This is a genomic window from Halobacillus trueperi (assembly GCF_003386945.1).
GTDB lineage: Bacteria > Bacillota > Bacilli > Bacillales > Halobacillaceae > Halobacillus > Halobacillus aidingensis.
On the sequence record NZ_QUAE01000004.1, the window covers coordinates 236,470 to 263,058 of the forward strand.

General features: G+C 44.2%; 27 protein-coding genes. 15 read left to right on the plus strand and 12 right to left on the minus strand.

The annotated features are described in order from the left end of the window. Positions 1-4: 4 nt before the first annotated feature. Positions 5-478, plus strand: coding sequence for a cytochrome c oxidase subunit II (locus DYE48_RS07670; RefSeq protein ID WP_115823118.1), 474 nt, complete (start codon positions 5-7; stop codon positions 476-478). Continuing rightward, positions 475-2,133 carry a b(o/a)3-type cytochrome-c oxidase subunit 1 gene (locus DYE48_RS07675; RefSeq protein WP_115823119.1) on the plus strand — a complete coding sequence of 553 codons (1,659 nt, stop codon included), beginning with the start codon at positions 475-477 and terminating at the stop codon, positions 2,131-2,133. The genes DYE48_RS07670 and DYE48_RS07675 overlap by 4 nt, the downstream gene beginning before the upstream one ends. 161 nt (positions 2,134-2,294) lie before the next feature. On the opposite strand, the gene DYE48_RS07680 is transcribed toward DYE48_RS07675, so the two are convergent. Further along, positions 2,295-2,867, minus strand: a complete 573-nt coding sequence (locus DYE48_RS07680) for a biotin transporter BioY (RefSeq protein WP_115823120.1) — start codon at positions 2,865-2,867, stop codon at positions 2,295-2,297. A gap of 255 nt (positions 2,868-3,122) precedes the next feature. On the opposite strand from DYE48_RS07680, the gene DYE48_RS07685 reads away from it, so the two are divergent. Then, complete coding sequence (locus DYE48_RS07685) at positions 3,123-5,039, plus strand: LTA synthase family protein (protein ID WP_115823121.1); 1,917 nt, start codon at positions 3,123-3,125, stop codon at positions 5,037-5,039. A gap of 94 nt (positions 5,040-5,133) precedes the next feature. Here DYE48_RS07685 and DYE48_RS07690 read toward each other — a convergent pair whose 3' ends face one another. The 8 genes from DYE48_RS07690 to DYE48_RS07725 form a co-directional block, all read right to left on the minus strand. Then, complete coding sequence (locus DYE48_RS07690; RefSeq protein WP_089654673.1) at positions 5,134-5,319, minus strand: hypothetical protein; 186 nt, start codon at positions 5,317-5,319, stop codon at positions 5,134-5,136. A 190-nt stretch (positions 5,320-5,509) separates the two neighbouring features. After that, positions 5,510-6,286, minus strand: coding sequence for a sulfite exporter TauE/SafE family protein (locus DYE48_RS07695; RefSeq protein WP_089654674.1), 777 nt, complete (start codon positions 6,284-6,286; stop codon positions 5,510-5,512). 78 nt (positions 6,287-6,364) lie between these two features. Further along, positions 6,365-6,595 carry a sulfurtransferase TusA family protein gene (locus DYE48_RS07700; RefSeq protein ID WP_115823122.1) on the minus strand — a complete coding sequence of 77 codons (231 nt, stop codon included), beginning with the start codon at positions 6,593-6,595 and terminating at the stop codon, positions 6,365-6,367. A gap of 67 nt (positions 6,596-6,662) precedes the next feature. Next, on the minus strand, positions 6,663-7,793 hold the full coding sequence (locus DYE48_RS07705) for an MBL fold metallo-hydrolase (protein WP_115823123.1): 1,131 nt from the start codon (positions 7,791-7,793) through the stop codon (positions 6,663-6,665). Positions 7,794-7,837: 44 nt separating this feature from the next. Next, the gene (locus DYE48_RS07710; RefSeq protein WP_115823124.1) at positions 7,838-8,401 is read right to left on the minus strand and encodes a sulfurtransferase TusA family protein; all 564 of its coding nucleotides are present in this window, start codon (positions 8,399-8,401) and stop codon (positions 7,838-7,840) included. 33 nt (positions 8,402-8,434) lie between these two features. After that, positions 8,435-8,731 (minus strand): rhodanese-like domain-containing protein, encoded by a 297-nt coding sequence (locus DYE48_RS07715; RefSeq protein WP_115823125.1) that lies wholly within the window; start codon positions 8,729-8,731, stop codon positions 8,435-8,437. 16 nt (positions 8,732-8,747) lie between these two features. Beyond that, positions 8,748-9,227 (minus strand): DsrE/DsrF/DrsH-like family protein, encoded by a 480-nt coding sequence (locus tag DYE48_RS07720; RefSeq protein ID WP_089654679.1) that lies wholly within the window; start codon positions 9,225-9,227, stop codon positions 8,748-8,750. Positions 9,228-9,286: 59 nt separating this feature from the next. Further along, positions 9,287-9,544, minus strand: a complete 258-nt coding sequence (locus DYE48_RS07725) for a metal-sensitive transcriptional regulator (RefSeq protein WP_089654680.1) — start codon at positions 9,542-9,544, stop codon at positions 9,287-9,289. A 183-nt stretch (positions 9,545-9,727) separates the two neighbouring features. Here DYE48_RS07725 and DYE48_RS07730 point away from each other — a divergent pair, with 183 nt between their 5' ends. Further along, positions 9,728-10,411 (plus strand): DUF421 domain-containing protein, encoded by a 684-nt coding sequence (locus DYE48_RS07730; protein ID WP_482793340.1) that lies wholly within the window; start codon positions 9,728-9,730, stop codon positions 10,409-10,411. Positions 10,412-10,504: 93 nt separating this feature from the next. Here DYE48_RS07730 and DYE48_RS07735 read toward each other — a convergent pair whose 3' ends face one another. Next, positions 10,505-10,888, minus strand: a complete 384-nt coding sequence (locus DYE48_RS07735) for a DUF302 domain-containing protein (protein WP_089654681.1) — start codon at positions 10,886-10,888, stop codon at positions 10,505-10,507. A gap of 205 nt (positions 10,889-11,093) precedes the next feature. Here DYE48_RS07735 and DYE48_RS07740 point away from each other — a divergent pair, with 205 nt between their 5' ends. The 5 genes from DYE48_RS07740 (at position 11,094) to menE (ending at position 17,131) form a co-directional block, all read left to right on the plus strand. Beyond that, positions 11,094-11,834: a Cof-type HAD-IIB family hydrolase gene (locus tag DYE48_RS07740; RefSeq protein ID WP_115823126.1), complete on the plus strand. Its 741-nt coding sequence runs from the start codon at positions 11,094-11,096 to the stop codon at positions 11,832-11,834. Between the two features lie 488 nt (positions 11,835-12,322). Then, a complete protein-coding gene (locus tag DYE48_RS07745) occupies positions 12,323-13,471 on the plus strand; it encodes an acyl-CoA dehydrogenase family protein (RefSeq protein ID WP_115823127.1) in 1,149 nt (382 codons plus the stop codon). A gap of 11 nt (positions 13,472-13,482) precedes the next feature. Next, positions 13,483-14,625 carry a thiolase family protein gene (locus DYE48_RS07750; RefSeq protein ID WP_115823128.1) on the plus strand — a complete coding sequence of 381 codons (1,143 nt, stop codon included), beginning with the start codon at positions 13,483-13,485 and terminating at the stop codon, positions 14,623-14,625. A 1-nt stretch (position 14,626) separates the two neighbouring features. Further along, complete coding sequence (locus DYE48_RS07755) at positions 14,627-15,394, plus strand: 3-hydroxyacyl-CoA dehydrogenase (protein ID WP_115823129.1); 768 nt, start codon at positions 14,627-14,629, stop codon at positions 15,392-15,394. A 180-nt stretch (positions 15,395-15,574) separates the two neighbouring features. Beyond that, a complete protein-coding gene (gene menE, locus DYE48_RS07760) occupies positions 15,575-17,131 on the plus strand; it encodes an o-succinylbenzoate--CoA ligase (RefSeq protein ID WP_115823130.1) in 1,557 nt (518 codons plus the stop codon). Positions 17,132-17,223: 92 nt separating this feature from the next. On the opposite strand, the gene ligD is transcribed toward menE, so the two are convergent. Beyond that, the gene (gene ligD / locus DYE48_RS07765) at positions 17,224-18,981 is read right to left on the minus strand and encodes a DNA ligase D (protein ID WP_167449469.1); all 1,758 of its coding nucleotides are present in this window, start codon (positions 18,979-18,981) and stop codon (positions 17,224-17,226) included. Positions 18,982-19,681: 700 nt separating this feature from the next. On the opposite strand from ligD, the gene ku reads away from it, so the two are divergent. From ku to DYE48_RS07795, 6 genes are all read left to right on the plus strand, one after another. Beyond that, positions 19,682-20,518 carry a non-homologous end joining protein Ku gene (gene ku, locus DYE48_RS07770; RefSeq protein WP_115823132.1) on the plus strand — a complete coding sequence of 279 codons (837 nt, stop codon included), beginning with the start codon at positions 19,682-19,684 and terminating at the stop codon, positions 20,516-20,518. Positions 20,519-20,592: 74 nt separating this feature from the next. Next, the gene (locus DYE48_RS07775) at positions 20,593-20,772 is read left to right on the plus strand and encodes a hypothetical protein (RefSeq protein ID WP_089654689.1); all 180 of its coding nucleotides are present in this window, start codon (positions 20,593-20,595) and stop codon (positions 20,770-20,772) included. Continuing rightward, positions 20,726-21,373, plus strand: a complete 648-nt coding sequence (locus DYE48_RS07780) for a Fic/DOC family protein (RefSeq protein WP_244199392.1) — start codon at positions 20,726-20,728, stop codon at positions 21,371-21,373. The genes DYE48_RS07775 and DYE48_RS07780 overlap by 47 nt, the downstream gene beginning before the upstream one ends. 211 nt (positions 21,374-21,584) lie before the next feature. Beyond that, a complete protein-coding gene (gene asnB, locus DYE48_RS07785; protein WP_115823134.1) occupies positions 21,585-23,090 on the plus strand; it encodes an asparagine synthase B in 1,506 nt (501 codons plus the stop codon). A gap of 276 nt (positions 23,091-23,366) precedes the next feature. Then, entirely contained in the window at positions 23,367-24,332 is a 966-nt protein-coding gene (locus tag DYE48_RS07790; RefSeq protein ID WP_115823135.1) for a threonine/serine dehydratase, read from the plus strand. A 17-nt stretch (positions 24,333-24,349) separates the two neighbouring features. Further along, entirely contained in the window at positions 24,350-26,020 is a 1,671-nt protein-coding gene (locus DYE48_RS07795) for a PucR family transcriptional regulator (RefSeq protein ID WP_115823136.1), read from the plus strand. Between the two features lie 22 nt (positions 26,021-26,042). Here the strand turns inward: DYE48_RS07795 and DYE48_RS07800 are convergent, their stop codons facing one another. Continuing rightward, positions 26,043-26,579 (minus strand): DUF3221 domain-containing protein, encoded by a 537-nt coding sequence (locus DYE48_RS07800; RefSeq protein WP_115823137.1) that lies wholly within the window; start codon positions 26,577-26,579, stop codon positions 26,043-26,045. Positions 26,580-26,589 lie beyond the last annotated feature (10 nt).

The following is a 26,589-nucleotide window of genomic DNA, read 5'->3' on the forward strand; positions in this document are numbered from 1 at the left end:
AGGCATGCATTTACACAAGTATGAAAAAATATGGCTTATTTTTGGCATTATGGCATTAATCATCTTTTTATCCGTCGTTGGCGTCAGTGCCTTTCATCAAGGACATACACCATCAGGAGGGCATATGAAAATTGATCCTGAAAAGGTGTCTGAAACGGCTCCTTTCGATCAACCAGGGGTGCACAAAAAAGAAGATGGCACCTATGAAGTGGTCATGGTGGGCAAAGCTTTTGGGTACGATCCTGGAAAAATCCAAGTACCTGCTGGAAAAGAGATCATGTTTACTGTTACAAGTTCAGATGTCGTTCACAGTTTTTCTATCGTAGGAACAAACGTGAACATGATGGTTGTGCCGGGGGAAATCAACCATAAAAAGCATACGTTCCAAGAGCCTGGTACGTATCTGGTCATTTGTAATGAGTATTGTGGATCCGGCCACCATTTTATGAGTACAGAAATCGAGGTGGTTGAACAATGATGATGGGACAAATAGCAAAGGGAGAACGGAAACTTGCCCTGGCGAACTTAGGTTTTGCATACGCGGCTTTCTTAATAGGAACACTTTGTGGTTTGCTGCAGGTGTTTATAAGGAATGATGCTCTTACATTACCTGGATGGCTGGATTATTACCAAGTATTAACGGCTCACGGTTTATTGCTTGCCATCGTCTTCACGACATTTTTCATTTTTGCATTTTTCCAGGCAGGGATGAGTCGGGCGCTTGGGTCGTTCGGTCCTAAAGTCCTTTTATGGAACTGGATCGGATTTATTGTTACTTCTTTAGGTACTCTTTTGGTTGTCATCATGGTGATCGGAGGTCAGGCTTCTGTCCTTTATACCTTTTATGCTCCTTTACAGGCTCACGGACTGTTTTATGTAGGTCTCGCCTTATTTGTCATCGGTACGTGGATCCAAGGCTTTGCCTTAGTCGGTCATTATCGGGTATGGCGAAAACAGCATGAAGGAGAACTCAGTCCGTTATTTGCTTTCATGACGGTGGCTACTATTATTCTGTGGGTCATCGCCTGTCTTGGTGTAGTGGCAGCTGTTCTGTTTCAATTCATCCCTTGGGCATTCGGTATGGTGGACGGAATCAACGTGGAATTGAGCCGTTCGTTGTTCTGGTATTTCGGTCACCCGCTCGTGTACTTTTGGTTACTGCCAGCGTATATGGCGTGGTATGTGATCGTACCGAAAATTCTTGGTACAAAAGTTTTCAGTGATTCACTTGCAAGGTTATCGTTCGTATTGTTTATCCTATTCTCGATTCCTGTCGGCTTTCACCATCAGTTGACAGAACCCGGGATTGCAAGCTTCTGGAAGTTTCTCCAAACGGTGTTGACGTTTATGGTCATCATTCCTTCTCTGATGACAGCTTTCTCTATGTTTGCCACGTTTGAGTTGCGGGGCAGGGAACTTGGAGGGAAAGGTTTGTTCGGATGGTTAAGGAAGCTACCGTGGAAGGATGTTCGGTTTACTTCTATCTTTATCGCCATGGCTTTCTTCATCCCTGGAGGAGCAGGTGGGATTATTAATGCAAGTTTCCAAATGAATGAAGTGATCCACAACACGCTATGGGTCGTGGGACACTTTCATATTACGGTCGGAACCCCCGTAGCCATGACTTTCTTCGGTCTCACGTTTTGGTTGATCCCTTACTTGACCGGACGACGTTTTACAAAGGCCCTACAAAAGCTTGCCTTTATTCAAATCATTTCATGGTCGGTGGGGATGCTTCTCATGAGTACGGCCCAGCATGTATTGGGATTGATGGGAGCGCCGAGACGTACGGCCTATACAGGATATGCGCATGATGATGCGCTCGCGTGGTTTGATGGAGTTTTATCCAATCATGTGACGATGGCTGTCGGTGGATCTATTCTCTTTTTGTCGGCCTCATTACTAATATTCATTGTCATCCAATTGTGGTGGATGGCGCCTAAAGCTGACGTTCATCAAGCAGAATCGTTTCCGATCGCACCCAGTGATGCTTCTGCTACACCAAGATTTTTGGAAAATTGGAAGCTTTGGATCGGCATTGCCTTTGTACTCATCGCTGTTGCTTACACGATTCCTTTAGCAGATCTCATCCAACATGCACCACCGGGATCAGGAAGATTCCAAACCTGGTAGGAAAGGAGGAAACAATATGTCATTCGCATTTGCATTCACAGTCGCGTGCATTCCGCTATTCATTATTGTTAGTACCATTCTCGTAGATTTACAAACGGAAGAATAAAAAAGAACGTCGTGGCTAATCACGGCGTTCTTTTCATTTCCCAGGAAATAAGAGATTACGAGGCTGCTGGCTGCGTATCTTCTTTAATATATCTTGCCTGAATCAGTCGTTTTCTGACGATAATGCCAATCCAGCTCGCAAGAAAAGCTTTAATGAGTCCAACAGCGATGAAAGGATAGACGCCAGCGGCAAGGGATTGGTTCCAAGTCATATCGAGAACAAACTTCAACTGAATCGTTCCACAAATCAAAGTAATGATCATACCTGTCACATTCGCAACGATCGCCATGGGCAAGTTAAAGGACGTCTTCTCTAAAATATATCCAGTGATGAATGCTGTTAAAATGAAGCCGAATATGTAACCTCCGGTCGGTCCTGCCAAAACTTGAGCTCCCCCGCTGAACCCCGCGAAAACAGGGAGCCCAACAGCCCCTAAAGCCGCATAACCAATCATCGCAACAGCTCCCTGCCTGCTTCCTAGAATAGTAGCTGTGAGACCAACGGCTAAGGTTTGTCCACTGATCGGTACAATGGGAAGTGGGATTTCGATTTGGGCCATAATTGCTGTCAGTGCGGCAAACAGTGCTCCGTTTACAATGAATCTCAACTTTTTACTTTGTGGTGACATACCTAACACTCCTTTGTTAACCTTACATAAATATAAGTTAACATAAAACGAAGAGATTCGTTAGGAGATTTATAACATTTTTCCTTATATAGGAAAGATGACGGGAGTATAGGTATTGAGCTTCATTTTTTTCTAACTAAGCATTGATATCAACGGTGCAAATGTGTCAGAGTTTTTAAACAATCTATAAGATGGTACAAAAAAGATTTGATATGAGGTAGAATAGGGTAATGTAAAATTAACGGAGGTTTTACAATGTTTACAAACAATAAATATATCAATAAAAAAACTGGTTTAAAACTACTAGTCTACCTATTTGTTATCGGACTTTTTTGGTTGAAAATGAACTATATACAGACAAGCATCTTTTCACTGAATGTGGAAAATTCCAATGAGGCAAACATTCTGGCATTTAATCCACTGAGCAGTATTTTTCTCATCTTCGGATTGGGGATTTTGCTTGCCGGACGTCGGGGGATGTTCGTTTCCTATATCTTAGGTTCCATTCTTTTATACGTAAATGTTCTCTTTTATAGAGAATACAATGATTTCATTACGATCCCGATGTTAAACCAGGTGGCGAACCTCGCGGACCTCGGAGGCAGTATCACGACGATTATGAGTCCTGTAGATGCCTTGTTGTTTGTAGATGTTCTCATTGCAGCTTTTCTATTATTCTATTTGAAACCTTCACGTTTCCAGGCTTTCAAGCCGAAGCGTAGGGAAGGAATCGTTCTTGCCATTGTTGCTATTCCTTTGTTCATGATCAATTTGCAGTGGGCAGAACAAGAACGTACGGACCTTTTAGAGCGTACGTTCGACCGTAACATGCTCGTTAAGTATATCGGTGTCATCAATTACCATGTCTATGATGTGGTGTTGCAAGGGAAAACCGAAATGAAAAAGACGCTGGCCGACAGTAACGAACTTGTACCGGTCATCAACTACTTGAATGAAAATAAATCTGAAGACAGCGATCGTTTAGAAGGTGTCGCAGAAGGTAAAAACGTGATCATGCTTTCTCTTGAAAGTACACAGACATTCGTTGTCGACAACACATTGCACGGTGAAGAGTTGACTCCTTATTTCAATGATTTGAAAGAAGAAGGCATTTACTTTGATAATTTCTATCACCAAGTAAAGCAGGGACGTACGTCAGACTCTGAGTTTTTGCTTGCGAACTCCATGTATCCATTGAACCGTGGCGCTGTTTTCTTTACTCATTCATCGAATGAATACGAAGGGTTGCCGGGTTTACTTGGAGAGAATGGCTATTTTACTAACTCCATGCACGCGAATGATAAAACATTCTGGAACCGAAATGTCATGTATGACTCTCTAGGCTATGACGAATTCTTTTCCAAAGAAGATTACACTGTAACTCCGGAAAAATCTCATGGCTGGGGTTATCTTGATGAATATTTCTTCGAAGATTCATTGAACATGATGAAAGAAATGGACAAACCTTTCTACTCGAAGTTGATTACGTTGACGAACCACTACCCATTCACACTTCCTGAAGAGCAAAAGTTCATCGAAGAAGGGGAGACGAGCAGTGGTACGTTGAACCGTTACTTCCAAACAATCCGTTATCAGGATGAAGCATTGAAGAAATTCGTCGAAGACTTCAAGAATTCTGAGCTTTATGATGATACGATTCTTGTCATTTATGGTGATCACTTCGGAATCTCTGAAAACCACCAAGAAGCGATGGGCGAGTATTTAGATAAAGAAATAAATGAGTTTGAGCAGTTCCAGTTGCAGCGTGTTCCAATGTTGATTTACGGAAAAGGAATTGACGCTGAGAAAAACCATACCGTTGGTGGTCAAGTCGACCTTCGTCCAACATTGACGAACTTGTTGGGAATTCAAGATGATAATCCGATTCAATTCGGGCACGACCTGCTTGATAAAGATCGTCGTCAATTGATGATTACCCGTGATGGTAACTTTGCCAGTGAAGAATATGTTGGTATTCAAGGAACCTGCTATGATCGTGAGACAGGGGAAGAGCTGGAAGCTGACCTTTGTAATGAAGGGTTCGAGAAGGCTCAAGAGGAATTGGAGATGTCTGATTCAATCATCTATGGTGACTTGCTGCGCTACCTGGATGAAACCGAGATGGTCCAAAGCGAGAGCAATGAACCGAATCAAAATAAACAAGAACAATAATTGTAAACCTCTCTCCTTTAGAAGGAGAGAGGTTTTTTTATGAGGCGATATCTACAGTTTTTTATGGGGAAAAGCCCCTTAAGACAAGGCGCGTCTAATCAAGTTTACTGTCCTTATTCTTAGAGAAAAAGGTGTAAAGGATGTAAATGACAAAGAAGATGACGACGGCTAGTTTTCCTGTTCTGTAGCCAATATCCCCGGCTATGAAGTCGTAAATGAAAAAGCCTGCTAAAATTAGACCTGCAATGATGAATATCAATACCTTCCATTTTGAGCTCATCTATTCCCTCCTATCTTTTTGTTCAATACCCCGTCCGCTGTTATTTAATCCATTTTATGGAATAGATTAGGCGTGGAAAACGATGAAAAAGCAAGCGTATGGATAGACAGTAGGGAAATGAGCGAGCCATGAGCATATAAAAAGAGCAGAGACCCTGTAGAGTCCTGCTCTTTTTGTATTATGATCAGTATTAGAAGATATCCATCCATACCTTGATCGTCGTCCCTAAGATCAATAGGGCGAGGATGGTCTGTAGAACCTTTGTGTTCACTTTCTTGCCGGCCATTGCGCCCAGTGGTGCAGCAATTAAACTTGCCACAACCATGATTGCTGCTGGAAAGTATTCAACCTGACCTGTTGTCACCTTTCCGACAGTCGCTCCGATTGAAGAAATCAACGTAATAGCAAGAGAAGATGCAATCGTCATCCGTGTCGGGATCTTAAGTACAACAAGCATGATCGGTACCAATAAGAAAGCTCCTGCGGCACCAACAATCCCTGCTCCCACTCCCACGATAAGTGCGAGAATGGCAGCTAAAGGTTTGTTAAAGGTGACCTCATCCAATGGTTTGTCATCAATACCTTTTTTCGGTACGAACATCATGACTGTCGCAATTAAAGCAAGGACACCGTAAACAATATTGATGCCGTCTTCAGCCATAAACCTTGATCCATATCCTCCAATGAAGCTACCAATCAAAATACTGACACCCATATATAAAATGAGTGTTTTGTTCAGGTAACCGCCTTTGCGGTAGGCCCAAACACCACCGATCGTTGCGAAAAAGACCTGTACGGCACTGATGCCGGATACTTCATGGGCAGTAAAAGCTGTAAAACCAACGAGCGGCGGAATATAAAGCAGCATTGGATATTTGATGATGGACCCGCCAATCCCGAGCATTCCGGATATATAAGAACCTATGAAGCCGATAAGAAAGATCGTGATGATTAATCCGAATTCCATAGTTGTTTACCTCCTATAAAAAAGGGAACCGTTGCAGGTTCCCTTTATTCCATAATGATTCAATCAGGTGATTCCTGATTATTCTCCCTTTTTAATCCAGAACTTGAATACGCCGTTGTCTTCTTCTGTTTGTAGAAGTTCGTGACCACCGGACTTCGCCCATGCAGTCAAGTCTGCTTTTGCTCCTTGATCTGTTGCTTGGATTTCAAGTACTTCTCCAGCTTCGATGTCTTTCATTGCTTTCTTTGTTTTCACGATTGGCATTGGGCAAGCTAGTCCTGTTGCATCAAGTGTTTTTGTTACGTTCATAATTGAATACCTCCAAATGTTTAATGATTGATTAGGGTGAGCCCGGATTCCCCGGGCTCATGAGTTTTTATCTTACAGCACAACGGTTCGGGCCGATTTCCATTTCACGCTGTTCTTCATTGTCCGGGCTGATTTTACCCATGTTTGTTTCACGGATTTCCTGATAAGCGTTCGGTTGAGGTGGAAGGTTCTCTGTCACCATTTTTCTGAACTCATCTTGATCATCGATGTTCAAGCCATGGTTCTTTTCAAAAAGGGTACCTAGTTTTTCAGCGACGGTACCGTCTTCGTTCAACTCATCCATGATCATGAAGTGAGCCGGAAGGACGATTAGTTCGTCAGAAAGCTCTTTATATCGTGTATAAAGGGTTTCTCTCAGATCCATGACCCAGTCATCTGCTTTACCAGCAAGGTCTGGACGTCCGATAGAGTCGATGAACAGGATGTCGCCTGTCATCAAGTATTGATCATCAACGACGAAAGAAGTAGATCCTTTCGTGTGGCCAGGAGAATACAATGCATGAATATCAATGTTTGTATTTCCTACAGTGACATGGTCACCATCGCGAAGTGGTTGGTAATCGAATGTCACTTCACCAGCATCTTCTGGAGGCAGCCAGTACGTGGCACCTGTTTGTTCAGCGATTTTGCGTCCCCCGGAAATGTGGTCGGCGTGCAAGTGCGTATCAAAAACGTTCGTGATTTTCACACCAAGTTCTTTAGCAAAATCAACATATACATCTGTCATTCTTGTAGAGTCGATAATCGCTGCTTCTCCGTTAGATACGACCATGTAGGAAAGGCAGCCTTTACCGATACGTACGAACTGATAAAGCTCGCCGCCATCTTTCAAGTCATTGACTTTAATCGGCTCCAAGTGCTCACTCCAGGCTTTCATGCCGCCTTCTACGGAGTAAACATTTTCGAACCCTTCTTCCACAAGCATTTCAGCAACCATTTGAGAAGAGCCGCCTTTGGCACAAACGACCGCAATCTCTTTGTCTTTTGGCAGCTGATCTACGATTTCTTCGACACCATCAAGGAGATCGAAATAAGGAATGTTCAAGTAAGAAAAGTTTTCGCCTTCAATTTTCCAGTCCTGATACGCATCTTCTGTTCGTACATCAAGAAGGAATAGTTCTTCATTATTCAACACTTTATTAGTAATTTCTTTTACCGTCATGTTTTTAACAGTCATCTTATTACCTCCTAGGGTATTAATTTTAGTAAAAAAATATAGAATTAAAGCTTTGTCGTTTCTCCATTCCAGCCACTCATGCCTGGAACGACATTATAAACATTCTCAAAACCTTTTTCTGTCAGCTTCTGTGCAGCAAGATCACTCCGGCTTCCTGTTCGACAAACGATATATACGTTTTTCGAACGATCCAGTTCATCTGCACGTTCATCAAGTTCACCAAGTGGGATAGACGCTGCTTCAGGGATATGCTCAAAAGCATATTCAGCAGTTTCGCGTACATCTAATACAAGGACGTCATCGTTTTTGCGAAGAGCATCCAAATCTTCATTGTTTACAACATTCGGGTGTTTTTTCTCTTGTTCCTCTTCACCGCTTGATTTGCGGACATAGTGCTTGAGTACGTCTCCCTCTTCGATCGTACCCAAGTACTGATGACCTGCACTTTTCGCCCATGCTTCAAGGTCTGCTTTCGACCCTTTGTCTGTAGCTTGAATTTCTAGGACTTGACCAGCTTCAATGTCCTTCATTGTTTTCTTTGTCTTCACAATCGGCATAGGACATGCTAATCCTTTGGCATCTAACGTAAGATCTGTTTTCAGTTCCATCCTTACATTCCTCCTCTACCCTTATAGGGGGATTTATTTCGTTGGACCTTCCCAGCTCATCATGCCGCCTTCCATGTTCGTCACATCAAATCCTTTGTCTTCAAGGATTTGAGAAGCACGGCCACTGCGACCGCCAGAACGGCAAACCATAATATAAGATTGATCCTTATCTAATTCATTAGCACGCTCTTCGACAGTACCTAGAGCGATGTGTTTCGCGCCAGGAATCATTCCTTCTGCAACTTCATCGTCTTCGCGGACATCGATAATGTTTAATTCTTTACCTTCAGATAGTTGTTGTTCGACTTCTTTTGCTGTCATTGTTTTCATAAAAGATACCTCCTAATTAGATAAACAGGTTAACATTGCCATCTTCTGCATCTGCAAGATAAGCAGCAACGCCTGCGTATTGAATGTCATCAAGTAATTCTTCTTTTTGCAAGCCTAGAAGATCCATCGTCATGGTACATGCGACCAAATTGATGTCCTGTTCTTGAGCCATTTCAATAAGATCCGGCAATGGCATCGCATTGTGCTTTTTCATGACGTCTTTGATCATCTTAGGACCGAATCCTGCGAAATTCATTTTGGAAATGCCCATCTTATCTGCTCCACGCGGCATCATTTTGCCGAACATTTTTTCCATGAAGCCTTTCTTCACTTGGATGTTTTCATCCTTGCGTAGGGCGTTAAGGCCCCAGAATGTGTGGAAAATCGTAACTTCGTGGTCATATGCGGCTGCTCCGTTAGCTATGATGTAAGCAGCCATTGCTTTATCATAATCCCCGCTGAATAAAATAATATTCGTCTTTTTTGTTTCAGACATTTTTCATCCTCCTAAAAATATAGTTATACGTGTATGGGTATAATTTATTGTAAAAAAATTTATCTGCTTTTGACAAGCAACTGAACAGCTTCATTGATTGAAGCTTCTTTGTTTTCCTGATCGTCATCGTCCTGGATGCACTCCACAAGGTTGGAGCTTACCACAAGCCCGATCGCACGGTCAATCGCACTTCTAGAAGCGGAAAGCTGCGTAATGACATCTTTGCAGTCTTTATTTTCTTCCATCATTTTCAAAACGCCTCGCAACTGACCTTCTAGACGTTTGATTCTGTTTTTCATTGCGTCGTTGTATTCCATCGAATTGACCTCCCTTGTGAAGTTTTTTCTGTCGCTGTTGAACAGTACATGACTAATCATATACCCCGTAAGGTATAATGTCAACACCCCAACACGTATTTTTTTTGGATAATGGATGATGCTCCGTGCAAAGCTAAGGGAGAGGTGATGGCAATGGAAGTATGGATGGACACACTGAAAGTAATGGGGAGGATTTTTACAATCTTGCCATTACTTCTGGGGGTAGGCTTGTTTATGGGGAAAAGATCAATCGGAGAATTGCCGGTCTTCGATTTTTTAGTTGTGCTCGTTCTAGGTTCTGTTGTTGGAGCAGATATTGCCGATCCAAAAATTAATCATATACATACTGTAACGGCGATTATTGTTATTGCGCTTTTACAAAAGTTCATCGTATGGTTGAAGTTAAGAAACCGGAAGATCGGAAAGGTCCTGACTTTTGAGCCGACGATCGTTATTTTTGAGGGGGAAATGGTTGAAGAGAACATCTCCCGCATCCATTATTCCCTTGATAATATTACACACATGCTGAGAGAACAGAAGGTTTTTGAGCTCGAAAGTGTTGCACTTGGCATCATCGAACCGAATGGTCAATTATCCGTTAAACTGAAAAACGCGAAGGAAGCAGTTACTCGTGAAGATATGGGGCTTCCATATAGGGGTGGGGGTTATGACATTCCCCTCATTCTGGACGGTCAGCTGCAGCCAGATCTGTTAACACGCGCAGGTCGGGACATGGAGTGGTTACGTACCAACCTGGGCACCTATGACGTCTCTGATGTTTTTTATGGTGCGCTTACCAGCCAGGGAGAATTCCACTTTTCATTAAAAGGGAGAAAAATAGATTCTTTACCGCCCATTGAACATTGATGTTTTTTTGATAAGAAAGATAAACGATATACGAAAAAATAACTGCCATTTAAAATTAAAAGAGCCGCTAAAGTTAGCAGCTCTTTTATATGGTTACACGCTTTGATCCATGCAATGCTTCAAACGTTCTTCAATATCACTGGCCATCTCTTGAATATTGTCATCCTCAACCATCTGAGTAAGAGAAGTCGGATTAGGCATACCGATTTTCGTTTTATTTCCATCTTCATAGACAACCATTTTACAAGGGAGGAAATAACCAGCCATCACGTTTTCATTTAAGACGCGCTGAGCTTCTTTAGGGTTACAGACTTCTAAGACTTTAAATTCTTTTTCAAATTCCAGTCCTTTTTCATGAAGCTTATCTTTGATGTCGAAGTTCCATAACACGCCAAACTGCGCTTCCTTCAGATTAGCCTCAAGACTTTCGATCGCTTCATCCATCCCTTTGTCCGTTTCCACCGTATAGTGAAACATGAAAGATACCTCCTTAAAAATAAGTTCTCTTTATCCATACCCATTAAGGTATGAAAATAATCATCTAACTGAGAGGGTTGTCTAAAAGGCTTTTCGTGGAAGAAGTGAATGTGAAATTACGCCGAACATGAACAAGTGTCTTTTGAATTGTGTATGGAAGTTCCTTATATTAAAATAGGTACATTAGAGAGAGGACGTGAATCACATGACAAAAGACATCAAATTGATTGCATTGGACTTAGATGGAACCACTGTCAATCATGAAGGCGAAGTTTCCGAGGCCAACACAGCAGCGATAAAAAAAGCTAAAGAAAAAGGGATCCACGTGGTATTGAGCACAGGAAGATCTTTATCCCGGTGCCGGAACATCGCTGAAGACCTCGGCCGCTCGTCCTATATAGTAACGATCAACGGCGGAGAAATTTATGATCATGACTTTAACCTCGTCGAACAAAATCGATTGGAACATAAACACGTAGAGCGTCTGTGGGAATTAAAAGAAGAACATGGGCTTTATTTTTGGTCCTCAACCGTGCAGGGACTCTACAATACTCAAAATCCATTCGATCAAGAGATTGTCGACTATGACTGGCTGAAATTCGGCTTTGATATTGAAGACGATGAAGTCAGACAAGTCATCCTTGACGAAGTCAACGCAAATCAGGACCTGGAAGTAACCAATTCCAGTCCGACTAATATCGAAATTAACCCGGTTGGTGTAAACAAAGCAGCCGCTCTTTTGAAAGTCTGTCAGTGGCTTGATTTAGAAATGGATCAGGTGATGGCGGTTGGCGACAGTATGAACGATATCGCGATGATTCGCGAAGCGGGTTTCGGTGTCGCGATGGGCAATGCCCAGGAGCCGGTAAAGAAAGAAGCAGACTTTGTAACAGCCTCCAACAAAGAAGACGGCGTCGCCTTTGCCATTGAAAAAGTCATAGACTAAAACCAAAGAACCAGCCAACCAGGCTGGTTCTTTTTGTACGGGTAAGTACTCGCTTTCCATAAATACTGATAAAATCAAGAAAGTCACTGATAAAATTGCGAAAGTCACCGATAAAAACCTGGAAGCCACAGATAAAACTCCGAAACCTACCGATAAGAGTTTAAAACCCACCGATAAAAGTTTTTAAATGTTTTATAGGGAGCCTATAGAATATATTGTGTAAAACAGTGATTGCGAGTGGCTTTCCAACCATCTTGACTATCAATATAGCAAAACGATCCCCGGTGAACTCGAAATCCAGTCTTAAAAAAATTCCGCCATTTCATTTATTATCCACTTTTCGTGCCGTGATGGTTGGTGAGAGTAATAAAGTGTGTCGAAATCCTTCTAAATACATAAAAATGTAAGCGTTTTCTGTTTGTGGCAGGAAAGAGAGGAATAAAGAGAGAATTACATCCAATAGCGAAGAATGTTCAGGGAGGAAGATTATGAAGGCATCATACATAACAGAAGAACATGAAATACTCCGTCAATCTTTACGGAAGTTTTTAGAAAAAGAAGCTTACCCTTATTACGACGAATGGGAAAAGGCAGGGGAAGTACCCCGTGGGTTCTGGAGAAAGCTTGGAGAGCAGGGATACCTTTGTCCTTGGCTTGACGAGAAATATGGTGGTTTTGGAGCAGATTTTGGATATTCCGTTGTCATTAATGAAGAGATGGAAAAAGTGGGGACAGGCCTGATTGGAGTCGGATTGCACAACGATATTGTCGTCCCTTATTTGCATGCTTATGGGACAGAAGAACAGAAACAAAAGTGGCTTCCGAAATGTACGACGGGAGAATGTATTACAGCGATCGCGATGACCGAACCGGGAGCAGGATCGGACCTTGCATCTATACGTACAACAGCGGTAGAAAATGAAAAAGGATTCACACTGAATGGTGAAAAAACATTCATCACGAATGGGATTCACGCGGATTTGGTTGTCGTTGTGTGTAAAACGGCCCCTCATGCATCACCAGCGTATAAGGGGATCAGTCTGATGATCGTTGAGAGGGACACGCCTGGTTTTTCCCGCGGGAGAAAGCTCGATAAAATCGGCCTGAACAGCCAGGACACTTCAGAGTTGATCTTTGAGGATGCAGCTGTCTCTAAGGACAACCTTCTTGGTAAAAAAGGTGAAGGTTTCTATTATTTGATGAACCAGCTGCAACAGGAACGCTTGATTGTAGGCATCGGTGCCATTGCAGCATGTGAACGGATGCTTGAGTTGACGGTTGAATACGTGAAGGAGCGCAAAGCTTTTGGAAAGTCGATAGCCTCTTTTCAAAATACTCAATTCAAACTTGCTGAACTACAAACGGAAGTTGAAATCGGGAGAACATTCCTTGACCGAACGATTGAGGCGCATATGAACGGGGAGGACGTTGTCAAAGAGGTGTCGATGTCCAAGTGGTGGACCACCGACCTGGTTAAAAAGGTAGCGATGGAATGTATGCACCTTCACGGTGGTTATGGATATATGGAAGAGTATGAAATTGCGAGAAGGTTCCGTGATGCACCGGTCACTGCGATTTATGCAGGATCCAATGAAATTATGAAAACGATTATCGCCAAAAAGATGGGTTTAGTATAGGAGGAAAAGATATGAATGAAGTTGTCATCGTCGAAGCAGTAAGAACCCCTGTGGGTAAAAGGAATGGAGGGCTCAGCGAAATCAGGCCGGATATCCTTTTGGCAGATGTACTTAAAGAACTGGTCGAACGGGCTTCTCTCGATCCTGTCGAGGTGGAAGATGTTATCGCCGGCTGTGTGAGTCAGGTCGGGGAGCAGGCAGGCGATATCGCTAGAATTGCTGCTCTGACTGCTGGTTTTCCTATGGAGGTACCTGGAGTAACGCTCGATCGGCAATGCGGTTCGAGTCAACAGGCGATCCATTTCGCTTCTCAAGCGATTGCTTGTGGGGACATGGATGTTGTCATAGCGGGTGGTGTGGAGAGTATGTCACGAGTGCCGATGTTTTCAAATATGCAGGGGGCATCTTTTAATGAACGATTGACGTCAAAATACGAAATGATCAATCAAGGCCATTCGGCAGAAAGGATCGCCGACCAATGGCAATTAAGTAAGGAAGAGCTTGATGCTTATGCAGCTGAAAGCCATCGAAGGGCTCTGTTGGCGATTGAAGAAGGTCGGTTTGAAAAAGAAATCATGCCTGTGAACGCTAGTGATTCCAACGTAATTAAAATAGATGAAGGTCCCAGAGCAGGCACATCTGTTGAGACCCTTGCCACACTGAAAACCGTTTTCCAGGAAAACGGCAAAATTACAGCCGGAAATGCGAGTCAAATCAGTGATGGAGCCGCAGCTGTCCTTTTAATGTCACGGAAAAAAGCGGAGGAGCTGGGATTGAAGCCGCGATTCAGGGTAGTCTCCAGAGCTGTCGTCGGTTCCGACCCGACATTGATGCTGACAGGTCCGGTTCCTGCAACACATAAAGCCTTACAAAAAGCTGGACTGAGTCTTGAAGATATCGATCTTTTTGAAGTGAATGAAGCTTTTGCTCCTGTGCCTTTGTTTTGGATGAAAGAGACTGGTGTGCCACATGAAAAACTGAATGTAAATGGAGGAGCCATTGCGCTTGGTCACCCGTTAGGTGCTACCGGAGCAAAGCTAATGACAACTCTCATGCATGAATTAGAAAGGACAGAAGGAAAGTACGGAGTGCTTGCCATCTGTGAAGGACACGGAATGGCGAACGGCACGGTCATTGAAAGGCTGGAGGGATAGCATGGATGTTAAAGGTGTGGTAGCAGTCGTGACAGGCGGGGCTTCAGGCCTTGGAGAAGCGACGGTAAGGAAGATTGCAAGAAATGGCGGCAGAGTGGTGATTGTAGACCAAAACGAAGAAAAAGGTGGAGCGCTTGCAGAAGAATTGGGTTCTTCAGTGGTGTTTGTCAAAACAGATGTCACTTCATCAGATGAAATCGAGCACATGCTCCATACGACTGTCGAAACCTTTGGGCAGGTAAACACGGTCATCAACTGTGCTGGCATCGTGACAGGTGAAAAAGTGGTAGGAAGAAATGGTCCGCATCGCCTGGAGTCTTTTTCTAAGATCATTGAAGTGAACCTAATTGGGACGTTTAATGTCATCCGTTTGGCAGCTGAAAAGATGCAGGAAAATGAGCCGAATGAATATGGGGAGCGGGGAGTCATCATTAACACAGCTTCAATCGCTGCCTATGAAGGGCAAATCGGTCAAGCAGCTTACAGTGCGTCCAAAGGTGGCGTAGCCGCGATGACGATGCCGATCTCAAGGGAACTCGCCCGTCACGGCATCCGTGTAATGGCTATTGCGCCAGGTTTATTTGAAACCCCGATGTTTGAACAGCTCCCTGAAGAAGCACGGGATGCTCTTGGGAAAGCGACACCATTTCCTTCAAGGCTGGGAAAGCCTTATGAGTATGCGAAGTTAGCTCTAAGCATTTTAGATAACCCAATGCTTAATGGGGAGGTGATCCGTCTAGACGGAGCGATTCGATTACAACCCAAGTAAATGATTGTCCCTGTGGTGTACCTCATTACTTAGAAGGTAAGGAAAAAAGAAAGTGCGCCTTATTCTTTACATTGAAAAACTGTCTGAAGCACTCTCGGTATTTGATCGTTGTAAGCTCTTGGTGGATCGAGCACGTTGGCTATTGGGATTTTATAAAAAACCAAAAGGAGTCGATGAGAAATGGGACCAACACTTAGGAGTATGTTTGAGCAGACGGTAGCGAAGTACGCAGATAAAGAAGGATTGGTTGATCTACGGCTTGGTACACGCTGGACATACGGAGAATGGGACCAGGAAGTGAACCGTACGGCAAATGCGCTGAAGGCCTCAGGGGTGGAAAAAGGGGATAAAGTATCGACGGTCCTTTTTAACACAGCTGAATATGCGACAGTGCTGTTCGCTTGCATGAAGATTGGGGCGGTATTCAATCCGGTAAACTTCCGTCTCATGGAAAAAGAAATCGAGTTCATTTTGAAAGATGCTGATCCAAAGGTGGTCGTGTTTGAAAAAGCGACAGCTGCTCAAATCGCTCCGGTAGCGAAAGAGATGACAAGTATTGAGTTCTGGTCCATCGACGAAGAAAATCTGCCTTATGCGATGAACTATTATGAACGAATCGATGGAGTGACGACCGAACGACCAGTGTGTGAACTGGAAGAGAACGATCCTTATGCCATCATGTACACTTCCGGAACAACCGGGCTTCCAAAAGGGGTTATCCATACGCATAGAGATATGGTCGATCAAGCCCTCATCATGACCGCTTGTTTAAGACTGACGGAAGAGGACCGTGGACTGACTGTTGCCCCGATTTTCCATTGTGCCGAGCTTCACTGTGCGTTCTTCCCAAGAGTAATGATTGGAGCGACAAACGTTCTGCTGCACCACTTCGATGCACCTGATGTGATTGAAACGGTCAGGGAGGAGCAGATTACGTCCTTCTTTGCAGCTCCGACGATGTGGAACATGATGCTGCAAGAGGAATTCACCAAAGAGGATTTCCAGACGTTGAGACAAGGTCTCTATGGAGGAGCACCAATGGCCCCTGCTTTGACGATGAAGCTGCATGAATCCTTAGGTGTCCAGCTCTTACAGGCCTACGGTATGACGGAGATGGGACCCGCAATTACCGCACTTACCGAGGAAGAACAAGTCACGAAAGCAGGATCGGCAGGAAGAGCACTGTTGAACCATGAAGTACGAGTGGTGAGAACGAATGAGCACGGACCCGCAGAGCCTGAGGAGATTTGTAAACCGCACGAACTCGGGGAAATTATCGTACGAGGGCCCAGCATGATGAAGGGGTATTACAATAGGCCGGAAGCAACAGAAGAAGCCATGTACAAAGGTTGGTATCATACGGGTGATATCGGATCGTTCGACGAAGATGGATACCTATGGGTCAGTGATCGTGTGAAAGACATGATCATATCCGGCGGTGAAAATATCTATTCAAGGGAAGTAGAAGATGCCTTGTTTGATCATCCGGCAGTCATGGATGCAGCCGTCGTTGGTGAACCGGATGACCTGTGGGGAGAAAGAGTGGTCGCCTACATTGTGAAAAAGGATAGTGGCGTCACTGAACAAGAACTGGATGAGTTCTGTACTTCAGGGAATAGGCTTGCCCGATACAAACGGCCAAGACGTTATGAATTTGTAAATGAACTTCCGCGAAACGCGAGTGGGAAGCTGCAAAAGTTCAAACTGCGTGAACGAAGTAAAACATTATCAGAATAAGATATAAAAGGCTGCCGGTGACGACCGGCAGCCTTTTATTTAGTGCTTTTTTAGATAAAAGGTGGGTCATTTCCCGGGCAATATTCGACAAGTTATTGAAGCAATTGCTTCAATTTTTGAATGGGCTGATGGTCTCGGGCCTCTTCGTACATAGAAAAAGGGCAGCCAAATTCAGCTATTCGGCTAGGTACAGTGTGAATTGTAAACGACTCCGGGCGCAAATCTTCCGTCACCTCTCCCCAATGAAGCGGCGTAGCGACCGTTGCTGTTTCGGTCGCTCTTGTCGAATACGGGGCAATAATCGTTTTGCCTTCTGCATGTTGAACATAATCAATATACAAACGATCTCCACGTTTTTTCTTCAAACGTTCTGTTGTAAAAAGGTCAGGTTCTTCATTAACGAGGAATGTGGCCAACGTTTCCGTGATTTTCCTCGTTTCCTCATAGCTTAAATCTCCTTCGCGGATCGGGATGTGAATCTGCATGCCTTTATTTCCGGAAGTTTTGACAAAGCTTTGGACTTCAAGTTCGTCAAGGAGATGCTTTAATAACTGGGCAGCCCTAATCGCCTTACTAAAGTGACTCCGGTCTTTCGGATCCAAATCCAGAACGATTTCATCGGGTTTTTGACCGCCGGCCATCTCAAAGGGAATATGGTATTCCAATGCCCCCTGATTGGCAAGCCAAAGAAGAGGGAGAAGTTGATCGCAAATGATGAAAGGCTCCCAATCCTCCGTCCACATTTTTAAAAAGTCGGGGGCATGGTCGGGGAAGTGTTTTTGATAAAAGGACTCTTCGTAAATCCCATCAGGATAACGGATCAGTGTTAACTTCTTTTCCTGTATGAAAGGGAGAATGTGAGGAGCTAATTGACGGATGTAAACAAGGAAATCCTGTTTAGAAATACCCTTCCATAAAAGTTTATCAACATTGGTTGGCTCGAAGTTGGCAGGAAACAAAGAAAGGTCCCACTGTTTCTTAGATTCTGTACAATCTTCAGGAGAAAGATCAAACCGGAACTGGTGAAAGAGAGGTTCTCGGAGTTCCCCTTCTTTAGCACTCAGACAGTGCACATCTACACACGCGCCGGGTTCTAAACGCCATGTGCCTTTTTTCTTTGTCCCATGTTCTTTGAAAAATGTACGGAGCGTTTCACTCTCGTCATCTGTCAGGCCATGTTTAAACTTCCCAAGTGGGAGAGGGTCGTCGTCCTTATAAAACCCTACATCGTAATATCCATTATCAGAGTCGTACTTTTGTAAAAAGCCGGAGGCTGTCCTCCATTGTTTCCATTTCAACCATTGCCTTCCGCGGTCGCCGGGTTGATATTTGCTATTTTTCATTTTCGCAATGATTCCCTCAGCCAAGTGCAGCTCAGCAATGGTTAGAATTTCTTCTATATCCTCATATACATCAATACTTCTAATTTGCGGGTGTTTAAGCTTCCCGAGAAGCTTAGTCATGTTTTCTTTTCTTTTTAATAGAGGTATAGTACTTTTTTCTATTTTGTCAAAAGCCATGAAGGTAGCAGGTCTTCGTATAGAAGAAGCTTGTATTTTTGCTTTATTTCGCATTCTTCCTCTTTTTTGTAAAGCTTCGAAGTTTGCCTGATAAGGAGTGTTCAATATGACCAGCTCGCCATCAAGGGTAAAAGGAAGGAGGTTTTTAGGGATGTCCACCTGAACGATTTCAGGAAAACGTTCGCTCATATCTTTTCCATTCCGGCTCCATAGCTTGACTCCTTCCGCGCGTGCTTCGAGAATGGCTCTAAAACCATCATACTTCACTTCATACACCCACTCATCACCCTCCGGGAGTTCCGTCGTCCCCGTTAATAGCATTGGTTTCATCTCCACCATCTCCTTTCCATTCAGCTTTCTTACATAAATTCTCCCTGTAGTTGAAGACTCAGTTTCGAGACTTTTGTTGAGAGCATGGGGGCTGCGGGGAATAGCTCGCTTTACGCGGGAGCGCGGTGAGTGCATATCGCGAATCCTTAAGGGAAGCCTTGCCTAGTTGAAATAATGAATCACCATTCCTGGCCATGGATACGGGGTCAGGGAAACGACAATTTGCAGTGTTTTGGATCGGTCAGTAGAAAAACACACACGTTCGTGTCTCCATTCGCTTTTCATGCGGACGTTTCCCAGACCCTGTTTCCACGCCTTATTTGTGCAGGATCTTTGGTTAAAACAACTCTATAACGGCATGGGTGAACAGGTCTATATTACAAAACTCGGCAGGTTACTATTAGAGGGATTTCGAGAACCTCATAGGGCAAAGGGGCGGAGGGAAACGGTGAGACTCCTGTGGGAAGTGCGTGGTAGATGAGACCCCGCAGAGCGTTAGCTCGAGGAGGCTCATCACTCGCCCACGGAAAGCGAACCTTTTCCCGGAGCCCCTAGAATCTCACTAACATCTCGAAATCGAGTCTTCAAGAATCCTGCCATTTTGTTGAATAGGTTGGGCTTTATTATGTAGTTTATCCATGGAAGAGAAACATATTTTTCAGTGATCTCGTGAAACCTATAGGAAAAAGGAGTGGTAGGGATGCACACGATGTGGAAAGGGACCATCAGCTTCGGACTTGTGAATATTCCTGTAAAACTGCATGCAGCAACAGAGAATAAGGACATCAAACTGCGTCAGCTTCATGAGGAATGTAAATCACCGGTCGAATATGAGAAGCGTTGCCCGGTATGTGAGCGGGAAATTGAGAGTGAAGAGATTGTCAAAGCTTATGAATATGCGAAGAACAAGTTTGTCGTTTTAGATAAAGAAGACCTGGAACAGTTGAAAAAAGAACAAGAAGACAAAGCGGTTGAAATCATCGATTTTGTGAAGTTGGAAGAGATCGACCCGATTTATTTTGAGCGGAGTTATTTTATATCTCCAAGCGAAGGAGGATCAAAAGCTTACAGTCTTCTTCGTCAGGCGCTCGGAGATACCGAGAAGATCGGGATTGCTAAAATCATCATCCGCTCCAAGGAACAACTGGCGATCGTCAGGGTTTATGAGAATACTCTTGTGATGGAAACGATCCATTATCCTGATGAGGTCAGATCCGTTCAGGATGTGCCGAATGTTCCGGAAGAAACAGAATTAAGTAAGAAAGAATTGAGTACAGCTGTTACGCTGATCGATCAGTTGACAGCGGAATTCGATCCTGAAAAATACAAAGATGAATACCGGACAGCGCTTATGGAACTGATTGAAGCGAAGAAAAACAATGAAGAAGTTACGACGGCCAAAGATAAACCGAAGCCGGATAATGTGACGAATTTAATGGATGCTTTGGAAAAATCGTTGGAGAAAACGAAAGGGTCCAAGAAGAAGAAAACAACGAAGAAAAAGACAACCACATCTGGCAAGAAAAAGACTTCCTGACAGGGTATCATCGTCTATAAACCCTCCATCTGTAGTATAATGTAGAGGATATCATTAAAGTTCGGAGGGATTGGATGACCGTACGTTCCGAGGAAGAAGTCGAATTACTTATGCGCCCGGCCTTGGCTTCTCTCGCTGTGGAGGGAGACCGCTTGAGCAAGAAGCAGAAGCTGCTTGTGAAAAAGTGCCTGACAGGGGAGATCTCTCATGAGGAGTTCGTCACACGGGCGTTGGAACTGGCTCGCCATGCCTAACACCAGGTACGGGAATGAAAAGTCGAAGTATTGTTATCCGGGATCAAACGTTTTAATCAATCATTATGACATTAAAGATGAGAAACAATTGACAGCTTTGGAGACGATGTTTACGGCACAAAGGTTGGCTGAGCTTCAATCCACCCCGATTAAAGGGGATTTCGACTTGCGTCATTTACAAAAGATCCATGCGCGCCTTTTTTCAGATCTTTACCCTTTTGCTGGAGAAATTCGAACAGAAAACATTACGAAGGACGGATTTTCTTTTGCTCAGGCCAGGTTCATTCACGATGCGGCTGAGCCCATATTTCAACAGTTGATGAGAGAAGATTGGAAAAGTATGAACAGGGTCCTGGTTGTAGAGAAATTGGTGTACTACATGTCAGAAATTAATGTTCTCCATCCTTTCAGAGAAGGGAATGGAAGAAGTTTACGGGAGTTCATTCGCATCTTAGCAATGGAAGCAGGATATCATCTGGATTGGTCAGCGGTCCCGCCTGAGGAAATTTTTCAGGCAAGTGTTCAATCTGTCAAAGATGTGCGTCCGCTTGCTCAAGTGATTAGTCATTCCTTATCTACCTATCAAAAACCTTCAGCATAAAACAAGGCTGGAGGTTTTTTGCATGTAGACAGAGGATTCCATCTGAATGTAGGTCCATTCCACGAATGTCTATTCTATCTGCCTCCTTTTTCTGGATTTCGCTTGTTTTGCTTACATTTGCTGACAAACCCGATTTGATGAACACTCGAAAAGAGCGTAATCTGAGTCCTATGCAAATCATGCATGCAAACTTAGGAGGTCTTTATTACATATGTGCGGAATTTTCGTGACACAAGGAGAGATGAGTGAAAAGCAAATGGATGAGGTGCTGGAACTGCTTTACCATCGTGGTCCAGATGAAGGGAAGTCAGTGGTTACCGATCGTGTTCATCTTGGACACCGCCGCTTATCGATCATCGGACTTGAAGATGGCATCCAGCCGATTCATAACGAAGATAAAAAACGTTGGATCGTCTGTAATGGTGAGATTTACAATTATGCAGCCATTAAAGAATCCTTAGCGAAAGATGTCTCTTTTCTCACAAAGTCAGACAGTGAAGTAGCTTTGAAATTAGTCGAAAAACATGGGCCGGAGGCCATCCATCAACTTGATGGAATGTTCGCGTTCTTCATCGCAGATGAGGAAAACGATTCGTTTGTCGTAGCTCGGGATACACTTGGGATCAAGCCGCTTTATTACGGGATGGACCGCGATGGGCAGTATGTTTTTTCATCTGAATTGAAAGCAATCGAACCTTTTGTGAATGAGGTGAAAGAATTTCCTCACGGCCACTATTTCACACCGGAAAATGGTTTTGTCTGCTACCGGAAAATCCAGTCCCCGCAAGAGTCTTACACGGAACATGAGATGACCGAAGTGTTTACTTCTATAAAAGAAACTATGAACGAAGCCGTTCGAAAAAGACTGATGGCAGACGTTGAAGTAGGCGTGCTGCTGAGTGGTGGCTTGGACAGTAGTTTGATTGCCGCCATAGCTGATCAGCAGAAGCAAGGGGACAAGCCTTTAAAATCGTTCTGTGTCGGCTCTGAAGGCAGTGCAGATATCATCAACGCTCGTACGGTTGCGAAAGCGCTGGGAACCGAGCATTATGAATATATTTATACGGAAGAAGAATTGATTGAAGCTGTCTCTGATGTCATTTATCACCTGGAGTCTTACGAGCCTTCCCTTGTGCGTAGTGCCATCCCAAATTACTTCGTGTCTAAGCTCGCATCCGAACACGTAAAAGTGATTTTATCTGGAGAAGGGGCCGATGAATTATTCGCTGGATATGCGTATATGGAAAAATATCAGGATACTGCATCCATGAACAAGGAAATCATTCGTGTATTGAATACACTTCACCACGTAAATCTCCAACGAGCCGATCGTATGAGCATGGCGCATTCCATTGAACTTCGTGTGCCATTCCTCGACTTGGATGTTGTGGAAAATGCCCTCCAGATCCCTGCCGGCTTGAAAGTTCATAAGAAGGACCGCATGGAAAAATGGCTGCTTCGGAAAGCATTTGACGGCATCATCCCTGATGAAGTTTTATGGCGTAAGAAAGCAGAGTTCTCAGAAGGAAGCGGTGCATTGGACTTGCTCGATCTTCATGCAGAAAGAACAATTACAGATGAAACATTTGAAAAGGTGCTAGCCGAGGCACCAGTTGATATACGATCCAAACAGGAAATGTTCTATTATCAGATTTTCAGGGGTCATTTCCCAGAAGAAAAAATGCTCCATACCGTAGGCAAATGGGCCACGGCTTAACCCAAAAGGACAGATGCTAAGCGCATCTGTCCTTTTTCATAACTTATAATCTTTCGGATCGCGCCAAAGGGAAGACCCATCGCTCCAAGAGCAGTCGCCCTGCAAACGGCAGTCCACCTCACACGCAACCGCTTAGCGAGAACGCTGCCAAAAAATAAGTAAAAAATATAGAAGGTATTTTACCTCTTTAAACATAAGAGGTTGTTCCACTATAATAAAAATAACTGAATATTCAAAACTTGAAACCATAAATGCTCAAGAAGGAGGACGTTATGAATGACCAGCCTTTCCTTCAGAGAGGTTTGGGAAGCGAAGAAGCGCATATCTTCGTTTGTCCAACCCACTCCTATCCTGTACTCAGACCCGCTCTCCGAGCACACAGGGGCGCGGGTTCACTTGAAGCTCGAGCATACCCACCCTACGGGATCATTCAAGCTCAGAGGGGCTGCAAACAAAATTCTATCTCTTGACGAGAAAGACTTAAAGAAAGGTGTGACCACTTTTTCAACGGGTAACCATGGCATATCTGTTGCATATGTAGCAGCAGAGTTAGGAATTCCTTGTACGGTATGTATATCGGCCCGTGTTCCGAAGGCGAAGGTGACTCGTCTTAAAAAATTACAAGCGTCTGTGGAGATTGTGGGAAGCAGTCAAGATGAAGCAGAAGCAAGGTGTGCTGAATTGGAAAGAGACGAAGGGATGACGGTAATCAAGCCTTTTGATGATCGGGAAATCATTGCCGGTCAGGGGACGATCGCGCTTGAGGTCATGGAGCAGTGTCCTGAGGTTGATGAAGTGATCATTCCCTTGTCTGGGGGTGGGCTGTTGTCAGGTATTGCTTTTGTGATGAAATCAATTGAACCTTCTATACGTGTGACAGGAGTGACGATGAAGAAGGGAGCGGTCATGCAGGAAAGCCTTGCCAAGGGTAAGCCTGTCATTCTCGAGGAGTCTGATACGTTGGCAGACAGTCTGCTTGGAGGAATTGGGACAGAGAACCGTTACACATTTTCAATGACGAAAGCTTATATGGACGAGGGGGTGCTTGTGGAAGAGGCACAGATTGAAGAAGGGCTGCTCTTCACCCTTGAGCACCATAAGATGGTCGTGGAAGGAGCGGCTGCAACGGGGGTCGGGCACGTCCTTCATTCTAATGGTCTACAAGGAAAAAATGTTGTTGTCGTCATGAGCGGGAACAATATCGACCATGATGTAATTACAGATCTTTTGGCTAAATCGTAAGTGGGGGAGGAGTGGAGATGGGGGTTGCGGTGGAGGAAGTTTTAAAACTTCCAGTGCTCGAAAAAGCAAGAGTACAGACCCATGTGTATGATCGTCAGGTTGATTGGATCTCAGTGATTGAGACTCCTGTAGAGAACTTTGTCAGGAACAATGAATTTGTACTAAGTACAGGGGTCGGGTGTGTGGATGATGTATTGGCACTCGAAGGATATGTTGAAGATGTCATTCGCTCGGAAGCCTCCGTCCTCGCTTTTGCCACAGGACGTCATCTCTATAAAATTCCGGACCGGGTGTTAAAACTTGCGGAGAAACACGAGTTGATCGTGATGGAAATTCCATGGGAGGTCCGCTTCGGAGATATTTTACAGGACGTATTACGGTTGATCAGTGAGGAGAACCGCCAGGAACAGCAACGCACGGAAGAGATACGACAGGAGTTGATCAACTGTGTCCTGAACGGAAAAGGGCTGCAGGAGATCACATCAATCATCTACCAGAACACAGGCATTCCGACGGCCATCAGTGATCATAACAAACAGATCCGGGCGAATCAGTATTTTGATCGTTATTACATCGATGTTTTAAATGGGCATGAGCTTTCTCAGGAAGGAACCCTTGTAGAAACGGAGATGGACAGTGATCACCCGCTCAGCCATTACATTGAAACCTATGAAATCGGTGATCAGAAATGCTACCAGCTTACAATTTTATCAAACTATAAGAAACAGGGATATATTCTATTTAAGCCAAAGGACGACAAAGATTTAACGTGGGTGAATCTTCACATTTTGGAGCATGCGCTTACAGCTTGTGCCTTATATTTCGTCAAAGAGAACGCCATTGAAATGACTGAAATCAGACTTAAGGATAACTTTTTGCTGGATTTAGCCAAGCAGGAGAGGGAGATGGACAGAGCTCTTTTTTCGAAAGCGCAGCTGCTTGGTTATGATTTGGAGAAGCCTTATATTTGTCTCGTCGGCCATATCCGTTTCGTGCAGCCGGAGGAGGAACGCACCTCTTCAACGATGCCTCAAGTCAAATCATCATCGATCAACAGTCGCAATTATTACATTCAGAAGGAAGTCACTCATGCCGGAGACGCGCTGCACCGGAGGACGATGACCACCTTTGATGAAGGCGAGGTAATCGTTTATTTGGAAACGGACCGTCCGGATTACGAAGAAACCGCGAACCAGTTTCTCGACCTGATTGAGCGGAGACTTCATGAGTTATTAAAAGGGATTACGATTAGCTGGGGGATTTCCTGTCATAAAGGTGGGTATCAGACTTTTCATAAAAGCTATGAAGAGGCGGAAACGGCACTGAAAATCGGTCAGCAGCATGAAGAAGGGGAGCGGACGTTTTTCAGTGATACCAGAATGAACCGGTTGCTCATGGCACTGTCCCACGAGGAAGAAATCGGAGCGATTGTGTCAGATACGTTGGAGAAGCTGATTGATTATGACCAGAAACGGCAGACAGAACTGATTCATACGTTTATGGTCTATAACAAATACAACAGCAATGTCAGTCAGACGGCCCGTGCCCTGAACTTGCACCGCCAATCTTTGCTGCACAGATTGAGAAACATTGAACATTTGACTGGCCTCTCTCTTCTCAATGCGGATGATCTTTTTTTGCTGGAGCTGAGCGTAAGGTTATGGCTTTTGAAAAAGGTGGATGCATAGAGCGCTCCCTCGGGATGACGCTCTATTTCTCATCTTTGACTGTCGTTTTCCATTCGCCCTGATCGGTCCCGCGTTGGTCCAGCTTGACGGTCCACTGATCGGATTCTTCATCAAAGGAAAGTAGCGAAACGATCAGCACATCTGTCTGCTCTGGTTCTGTTTCGGACAAAGCTGTAGAGAGAGCTTCGGATGCTTTTAAATCCGCTCCCTGTACTTCACTCATTTCAAGCTCCTGGACTTTATCGGCGGTTGCTTGTTCTGGGTAGGATTCAGCGATATCTCCGTCTACCCACACTTCGACCTGTTTGCCAATCCAGAGACCTTCAGGAGCTTCGGATACCCACATGGCCCGTCCTTCATCCCCTGAATCATCATCCATCGGTGTGACTACGAGGATCCTGTCTTCATCTTGATCCATGACAAATCCGCTTATATCCGGATTGGTGGAGTCTGCTTCCACTTCATTCTGATCCACTTCTTCTGTTTCTGACACCCCACATGCACTAAGGAATAAAAAGAAAACCATCAACATGCCAAGCATCCATCTCATTTTCATCATTCTCACACTC